Annotated in this window: 6 protein-coding genes and 1 pseudogene; 4 read left to right on the forward strand and 3 right to left on the reverse strand. The window is 71.6% G+C overall.

The window, feature by feature from the left end:
* Nucleotides 1-5: 5 nt before the first annotated feature.
* From I5E_RS27115 to I5E_RS17295, 3 genes and pseudogenes are all read left to right on the forward strand, one after another.
* Nucleotides 6-218 (forward strand): annotated as a pseudogene (locus I5E_RS27115) (DUF6716 putative glycosyltransferase); the annotation flags it as partial.
* Between the two features lie 231 nt (nt 219-449).
* Nucleotides 450-1,556 carry a zinc-binding dehydrogenase gene (locus I5E_RS17290; RefSeq protein WP_022908095.1) on the forward strand — a complete coding sequence of 369 codons (1,107 nt, stop codon included), beginning with the start codon at nt 450-452 and terminating at the stop codon, nt 1,554-1,556.
* Between the two features lie 72 nt (nt 1,557-1,628).
* Entirely contained in the window at nt 1,629-2,738 is a 1,110-nt protein-coding gene (locus tag I5E_RS17295) for an AI-2E family transporter (RefSeq protein WP_022908096.1), read from the forward strand.
* 55 nt (nt 2,739-2,793) lie between these two features.
* Here the strand turns inward: I5E_RS17295 and I5E_RS17300 are convergent, their stop codons facing one another.
* From I5E_RS17300 to I5E_RS17310, 3 genes are all read right to left on the reverse strand, one after another.
* Nucleotides 2,794-3,627 carry a formate/nitrite transporter family protein gene (locus I5E_RS17300; protein ID WP_022908097.1) on the reverse strand — a complete coding sequence of 278 codons (834 nt, stop codon included), beginning with the start codon at nt 3,625-3,627 and terminating at the stop codon, nt 2,794-2,796.
* A gap of 119 nt (nt 3,628-3,746) precedes the next feature.
* Nucleotides 3,747-4,583: an alpha/beta fold hydrolase gene (locus tag I5E_RS17305; RefSeq protein WP_031263055.1), complete on the reverse strand. Its 837-nt coding sequence runs from the start codon at nt 4,581-4,583 to the stop codon at nt 3,747-3,749.
* 47 nt (nt 4,584-4,630) lie between these two features.
* Nucleotides 4,631-5,356: an alpha/beta hydrolase gene (locus I5E_RS17310; protein WP_022908099.1), complete on the reverse strand. Its 726-nt coding sequence runs from the start codon at nt 5,354-5,356 to the stop codon at nt 4,631-4,633.
* Nucleotides 5,357-5,501: 145 nt separating this feature from the next.
* Between I5E_RS17310 and I5E_RS22075 the strand changes: the two genes are divergently transcribed.
* A partial coding sequence (locus I5E_RS22075) for a helix-turn-helix domain-containing protein (RefSeq protein WP_148287030.1) occupies nt 5,502-7,120 on the forward strand: 1,619 nt, incomplete at its 3' end.

The following is a 7,120-nucleotide window of genomic DNA, read 5'->3' on the forward strand; positions in this document are numbered from 1 at the left end:
CGCAGCTGCGGTCCGCGTTCCGGGGGCTCGACCACCGGCTGGCGCACCTCGCGGCGACACCGCCGGAGCCGCTCGACGTCGACGCGATCGTCGAGCGACTCCGCACCGACCCGCCGGACGCGGTCCTGGTGTCCCTGATCGGACCGGTCGCCGAACTCGTCATCGAGGAGGTCCACCGTCGGGTGCCGCGGCGGCCCGTCCTCGTGACGGGGCTGCCGGGACGGGTCGTACGCGGCAGCGCTCGTCCGTCTCCCCGTCGGGTCCGACGTCCCCGCACTGGCGGGCGCGTCCTCGGCGGACGTGACCGCGAGGGCCTCCGCAGCGCTCCACAGCGCGTCGGCGACGGACCTGCGAGGACGTGTGGCGGGGCACGTCGGCGAGTACACGGGCGAGGTCGACGGACGAACCGTGGTCTTCGTCCGCTACGACACCCGGCTCGGACCGGCCTGATGACGGACGCAACGCACACCCGGATGATGACGGCGGTGGTCACCACGGGGATCGGCGGCGTCGAACGGCTCGAGCATCGACGCGTTCCCGTGCCGGCCGTCGGACCGGGCGACGTCCTGGTCCGCGTGGCCGCCGCCGGTGTGAACAACACCGACATCAACACCCGGATCGGCTGGTACAGCTCCTCGGTCCGCGACGGCACCGGCAGCGCGGCACCGCTCGCGGACGGGGAGTCCGGTGGCTACGCCGGACCCTCGCCGTTCCCGCTGGTCCAGGGCGCCGACTGCTGCGGCACCGTGGTCGAAGCGGGGTCGGCCGGATCCGAGCAGCTGCTCGGGCAACGGGTCCTCGTCCGGTCCTGCATGACCGGCCTGACGGACGGGGTGGTTCGATGGCTGGGTTCCGACCGCGACGGCGCCTTCGCCGAGTACGTGGCGGTGCCCGTCAGCGAGGTGTTCCCCGTGACGTCCGGGTGGTCGGACGCCGAGCTCGCCACGATCCCGTGTTCCTCCGGCACCGCCGAGAACATGCTCGAACGGAGCGGCGTCGGCGCGGGGACACGGGTCCTGGTGACCGGAGCCTCCGGCGGTGTCGGCTCCGCCGCGGTCCAGCTGGCGCTCCGTCGGGGTGCGCGGGTCATCGCGGTCGCGAGCCCGGCGAAGCACGACCGGCTGCGTGCGCTCGGCGTCACCGAGGTGATCGACCGGAACGTCGACCTCGCCGAGGCGATGGACGGCGAGCGGGTCGACGTCGCGGTCGACAACGTCGCGGGCCCCGGGTTCGGCGACGTCCTCGGCCGGCTCGTCCCCGGCGGCACCTACGTCACCTCCGGTGCGATCGCCGGCCCCGTGGTCGAGCTCGATCTGCGGAGGCTGTACCTCGACGACCTCCGGCTGATCGGCACGACGACCTGGGACGACGGCGTGTTCCCACAGGTCGTCTCCGCCGTCGAGCACGACGAGATCCGGCCACTGCTCGCCGCGACGTTCCCACTGGACGACATCGTCGCCGCGCAGGAGGCGTTCCAGGACCCGGGGCGGTTCGGGAACATCGCACTCGTCCCGCGACGGCTGCCGAGCCGAGGGCGCACGGGCGACCGGCGCTGATCGGGTTGGACCGCGTCCAGCAGCCCCGGCGGATCATGGCACTGCCCACGACCCCCGAGCGAGAGACCGCGCATGACCACACCCTCCACCACCGACGGCCCGACGTCGTCCGGCCTCCGCGCCGGCGCGGTCTTCGCCGGTCGGCTCCTCGTCATCGCGGCGGCCATCGGACTCGCCGGGTACGTCGCGTTCACGCTCGCCAACGTCGTCGTCCCGCTGCTCATCGGGCTCGTCGTCGCGGCACTGCTGGTCCCCTTCAGTGCGCTCCTGCAACGGCACGGCGTCCCGAAGTGGCTCGCGATCACGGCCGCGTTGCTGACCCTCGTCGCCGGGATCGCGTTCCTGGTCTTCCTCGTCGTGTGGCGGGTCAACGAGCAACTGCCCGACCTCGAGCGGCGGAGCGTCGCGCTGATCGGTACGGTCCAGGACCTGCTGCGGCACCCGCCGTTCGGACTGCCGTCGGTCGACCTCGACACGATCTCGACCGACGCGAGGACGTTCATCGAGCAGCACAGCGCCGAACTGCAGCAGGGCGTCGCGGTCGCCGGCGCAACCNTGGTCCACCTCGGAGAGGGCCTGTTCATCGTCACGTTCGTCACGATCTTCGCCCTCACCGGTGGCCGGCACATGTGGGACTGGATCGTGTCGCTGTTCCCGCGGCGAGCACAGCACCGTCTGCACGTGGCGAGCGAGGCCGGTTGGACGACGCTCACGCACTTCATCCGGGTGCAGGTCGTCATCGCCGCCACCGATGCGATCGGGATCGCCCTCGGCGCGTTCCTCCTGGGCGTGCCGCTCGCCGGACCGATCGGCGTCGTCGTGTTCGTCGGCGCGTTCATCCCGGTGGTCGGGGCGTTCGCGGCCGGAGCGGTGGCGGTCCTGCTCGCGCTGCTCTTCAAGGGCTGGGTCGTCGCCCTGGTGATGCTCGGCGTCGTCGTCCTGGTGCAGCAGCTCGAAGGGCAGGTCCTGCACCCGTTCCTGACCGGATCGGTCGTCGCGGTCCACCCACTCGCGGTGCTCGTCGCCGTGATCGCCGGCACCACGGTCGGCGGGATCGCCGGCGGGTTCTTCGCGGTCCCGCTCGCTGCGACGGCCAACTCCATGATCCGAGCCGCGCGCGAGGGCGACCCGGACGTCGAGATCGCCCTGCCGATCCCACGGGCCGCCGAACCGTCGTCCTGACGGCTCGGCGTGCGGCCGAACCGTCGTCCTGACGGCTCGGCGTGCGATCCCGCTGTCAGCTCGCGGTGCCGGTGCCGGTGCCGGTGCCGTCGTGACGTCGACGCTGCAGGAGGTCCGCCGTGCGCACGAGCCGCAGCGCGGTCACCAGGACCACGCCGCCGATCACGTTGAACAGGAGCGTGTACCCGAACCACGCGAGCCACTGACCGTACGTGATGGACGACCCGGCCTGGATCGCCCCGAACACGAGCAGCGAGTCGAGGATCGAGTGGAAGAGCTGCAGCCCCGAGAGCAGGAAGCCACCGACGACGGCGGCAACGATCTTGGCCGGATCGGAGTCGGTCCCCTGCTGCATCCGTGTCACGAGCGTGATCGTGCTGCCGCCGATCACCGCGAGCACGGCGGTCTGCAGGCCGAACGGCGCGTCGACGTAGTGCCGGGCGGACTCCTCGAGCACCGTGTGCCACTGCGGGAACGCCTGGACGACGAGCCACATGAACAGCCACCCACCGGCGAGGTTGCTGAGTAGGGTGCCGACCCACAGCCGGACCAGCTGTCCGACCGTGCCCTCGCGAGCGATCAACGCCGTGATGGGCAGCAGGAAGTTCTCGGTGAAGAGCTCGCTGTGCGCGAGGTAGAGGGCGATGAGTCCGACGCTGAACGCGAGACCGGCGAGCAGGTGGCTGTCGGTCTCGTGCAGCACCGCGAGGTAGCCCATGACACCAAGCCCGATCTCGAGGCCGCCGGCGAAGCCCGTCGTGAGCACCACCCGTGTGGTGCGCTGGAGCCGCTCGGCACCCTCCTCGACGATCGCGGTGAACGACTCGTGGATCTCGTCCTCGACCGGGGCGTCGCTGTCGCCCAGTTCCCTGCGTCGCTCGTCGTTCACCTGCCCGAACGTAGTCGCCGGTCCGCCCCGTCGCCGCGTCTGGGACGGGAGGCGCGGTGCGGGTGAGCCGATCGGCTCACCTGCACCGCGCCTGGCGCAAAGGGCCCCCGGGCGCCGCGTCAGCTCCGGAGGAACGCGAGGATGTCCGGGTTGACGACGTCGGCGTGGGTCGTCAGCATGCCGTGCGGGTACCCCTCGTAGATCTTGAGCGTCGCGTCGCTGAGGAGCTCCGCCTGCTTGAGCGAGGCGTCTTCGTACGGCACGACCTGGTCGTCGTCGCCCTGCAGGACGAGGACGGGAACGGTGATGGCGCGCAGGTCCTCGGTCTGGTCGGTCTCCGAGAAGGCCTTGATGCCCTCGAGGTGCGCGAGGGCGCTGCCCGTCATGCCCTGACGCCACCAGTTGGCGATCACCGGCTCGGACGGCGTGACGCCGTCACGGTTGAAGCCGTAGAACGGACCGGAGGCGACGGCCTGGAAGAACTCGGCACGGTTGGCGGCGAGTGCCTCGCGGAACCCGTCGAAGACCGAGATGTCGGTGCCGTCGGGGTTGGCCTCGGTCTTGACCATGAGCGGCGGCACCGCCGCGACGAGGACGGCCTTGGCGACCCGGCCCTGCGGCTGGCCGTACCGGGCGACGTAGCGGGCGACCTGACCACCGCCGGTGGAGTGGCCGATGTGGATCGCGTCGTGCAGGTCGAGGTGTTCGACCACGGCGGAGACGTCGCTCGCGTAGTGGTCCATGTCGTGGCCGGTCCCGATCTGCGACGAGCGGCCGTGGCCCCGTCGGTCGCTGGCGATGACGCGGTAGCCCTCGGCCAGGAAGTACAGCATCTGCGCGTCCCAGTCGTCCGAGGACAGCGGCCAGCCGTGGTGGAACACGATCGGCTGCGCGTCGGGGTCCCCCCAGTCCTTGAAGTAGATCTCTGCACCGTCGTCGGTGGTCACGTATCCCATGGTCGTCTCCCTGTGTTCGATCGTGGTGGTGTGTGGGTGGTCGGTCGTCAGTCGCGTTCGCCGGCGGTCTCGCGGACGGCGGTCTCGATGACGTCGGCGACGTCCGCCGGGTGGGTGTGCATCACCAGGTGCGGAGCGGGCAGCTCGACGACGCCGCGGAGGCCGGCGCGCTCGTAGCCGAACCGTTCGACGTCGGGGTTGATCGTGTGGTCGTCCGCCGAGACGATGCCCCACCCCGGCGTGGTCTTCCAGGCGGCGACCGATGCCGGTTCGCCGAACGCCGCACCGCTCAGCGGGCGCTGCGACACCGCGAGGACCGCCGCGGTTCCCGGATCGACGCCCTCGGCGAAGACCGGCGGGAACGCGTCGATCTTCACGGACACGTCGGTGCCGTCGTCCACCCCGGCGATCGGGTAGGGCGTGTACACGAGGTTCGCGGCGAGGTCGGAATCCGGGAAGCCGCCCTGCAGCTGTCCGAGGCTCTCGCCCTCCTCGAGGACGTACCCGGCGACGAAGACGAGTCCGACGACGTTCTCGGCGGCACCCGCCACCGTGACGACCGCCCCGCCGTAGGAGTGCCCGGCGAGGACCACGGGACCGTCGACCGCCTCGGCGACGGCGCGGATGGAGGCGGCGTCATCGGCGAGGCTGCGGTTGTAGACCGGCGGCACGATGACGGTGTGGCCGCGGTCGAGGAGCTCCCGGGTGACCGGGGCCCAGCTGGCGGCGTCGGCGAAGGCGCCGTGCACGAGGATGATGGTGGGCGATGGCATGGTGTGGTCCCCTCCCCGATGGTGCGGTCCGCTCGCTTCTGATCGGACGGTCAGGCACCATGGTGTTGCACCTCATGGAACGGCAACCCGGGGACCCGACACCAGGAAGAAAGCATGAAGAAACCCCGCGTCGACACAGATCCCGATGACTGACCCGCTCGGTGTGCGGTTCCGACGCCACCGACTCACGGCGGGCCTCACGCTCGAAGCGCTCGCGCACGCGTCCGGGATCAGCGACCGGACCATCAGCAACATCGAGCGTGGCATCAGCGCGGCGCCACAACGACGGACCCTCACCGCCCTCATCGACGCGCTCGGGCTCCCCGAACACGAGCAGCAGGCGATGCTCCGTCTGGCGCGCGCGCCGCGCATCGCGGCTGACGGCTCGCTCCGCTCCGCGATGCTCGCGCCCGCACTGGTGACGGACTTCACCGGTCGACCCGACGTGATGCGAGCTGTCGCCGAGTTCCTCGGTCGTCCCGCCACTGACCTCGCTGCGCCGATCCTCGTCATCTGCGGGCCCGCCGGTGTCGGCAAGACGACCCTCGCCCTCGAGGCGCTGAGCCGGCACGGGTACGACACCGGCAAGCGCGCCTTCGTCGACCTGAACGGCATGCACTCGCTCCCCCTGTCGCCCCTCGACGTGCTCCAGTCGCTCATCGCGCAGACGTCGGAGCTCCGCGACATCGCGACACTCGACGCGGCCATCACCGAGTGGCGACGCATCACGGCTCGGGAGCGGATCGCCGTGGTCCTGGACAACGCTGCGAACGAGGAGCAGGTCCGTCCCCTGCTCGCCGCGACGAACACCGTGGTCGTCGTCACGTCCCGCCGCAGCCTCGCCGGCCTCGTGAACGTGCGCCGTGTCACCCTCGAACCGCTCGACCGCGCCGAGAGCGTGCAGCTGATCGGTCGGATCGTGCCCGCGTCGCAACGCACCGACGCCGATGCGGATGCCCTCGCCAGCGCGTGCGGTGACCTCCCGTTGGCGCTCCGGATCGCCGCGAACCGCGTCGCCGCGCAGCCCCGCTCCACCGTCCGGGACTTCCTCGACACGATGACCGCGCGGCGCGACCCCCTCCGCGCGCTGGTCGCCGGCGACCTCGCCGTCGAGCCGGCCCTGACGCTCTCCTACGGCCACACGGATGCCGCGTCACAGCACCTGTTCCGCAGCCTCGCGCTCATCGACGGCGCCACGTTCGACGCGGACCTCGCGGCAGCGGCAGCGTCCACCGACGTCGACGAGACCGCCGAGCGCCTCGACGAGCTCACCGACCTCGGACTGGTCGAGGCGCGCGGCGGGAACCGCTACCAGCTCCACGACCTCGTCCGGCTGTTCGCCGCGGCGCTCTCGCGACGCGACGAGCCGGCCACCGCACGGCAGCGACGGGCGCTCCGGCACTGGGTGCTCGCCACCGCGCAGAACGCCGGGCTGTGGTTCGAACCCGACCGCGAGCCGGATCCCGCCGCCCCCGGACGCCACTTCGACTCCGCCGAACAGGCTCGGACGTGGCTGCGCATCGAGGGGCCGCAGTGGGCGAGCGCGGTGACCCAGGCCTTCGCGCTCGGCGAGGACCGGCTCGTGCTCGACGTCGCCCGAAGCCCTGCCCTGGTTCTCCGACACGTGGCCCGCGTGGGACCTCTGGCGGATCCTGTTCCTCACGTCGGCCGACGCCGCCGAGCGGTCCGGTACCGACCGGGACGTCGCCGTGCACCGGGGCTACGCCGCCTGGCTCCATCTCTACCAGGGCGAGTTCGACGTCG

It is taken from the genome of Curtobacterium sp. B18 (assembly GCF_000333375.1).
Lineage (GTDB): Bacteria > Actinomycetota > Actinomycetes > Actinomycetales > Microbacteriaceae > Curtobacterium.

What these genes read in the sequence shown, in the direction of transcription:
- I5E_RS17290 (WP_022908095.1), top strand. Translation starts at nt 450, where the DNA reads ATGACGGACGCAACGCACACCCGGATGATGACGGCGGTGGTCACCACG.
- I5E_RS17305 (WP_031263055.1), bottom strand. Translation starts at nt 4,583, where the DNA reads ATGGGATACGTGACCACCGACGACGGTGCAGAGATCTACTTCAAGGAC.
- I5E_RS17310 (WP_022908099.1), bottom strand. Translation starts at nt 5,356, where the DNA reads ATGCCATCGCCCACCATCATCCTCGTGCACGGCGCCTTCGCCGACGCC.